The organism is Holdemanella porci (assembly GCF_019052655.1).
GTDB lineage: Bacteria > Bacillota_I > Bacilli_A > Erysipelotrichales > Erysipelotrichaceae > Holdemanella > Holdemanella hominis.
In genome coordinates this window covers 1-558 of the sequence record NZ_JAHQVB010000171.1, presented here as the reverse complement: position 1 = coordinate 558, position 558 = coordinate 1, and the positions used below count along the sequence as shown (strand labels likewise).

Below are 558 nucleotides of genomic sequence, written 5' to 3'. Positions count from 1 at the left end.
TATCAATCAATGCGTTTAAATCAAGAAGAACATCGAATTCGTTATCGTATTCTGTGTGATTGAATTGAATATATTCTTCCTTAAGGTCACGAAGGCCTTCGAAGTTTGGGTCTAGCTGAAGAAATAATTTTTCTATTGTATAAGTATCAACATTCATGCCAAGCATTTTATGATAGTGTCGATTGTATGAGTAATTGATTTCATCTCGATTTTTAAGCATTACCCAGCGATAGTTTTGGAGCAGAATGACCTCTTTAGATTTTTTAATAGTCTTATTGTCACGATTGGTGTCGTGATTTTTTTCTTCAAGAGCTTTTTTGTCACGATCCTGATATTTCTTCATGACTTTATTGATGTACCCATTGAGGTAAGAAATAATGGTTTTTACAGCGTGAAACGAGTCCAATACTGTACAGGAATTAGGAAAATACTTTTCTGGCATGGTCAAATAAGTCTGGTATGCATCACAAATTACAACTTTTACTTTAAGACGCTCCTCTAATTGAATATAACGGATGGGCAAGCCCATCCAATACGGAGAAATAAGTCCAGTTGATG

At 34.6% G+C, this 558-nt stretch carries 1 protein-coding gene; it reads right to left on the bottom strand.

The window, feature by feature from the left end; all coding sequences use genetic code 11:
• Positions 1-558 (bottom strand): transposase (locus KTQ83_RS12005; protein WP_217256966.1); only part of this gene is annotated, 558 nt, incomplete at both ends.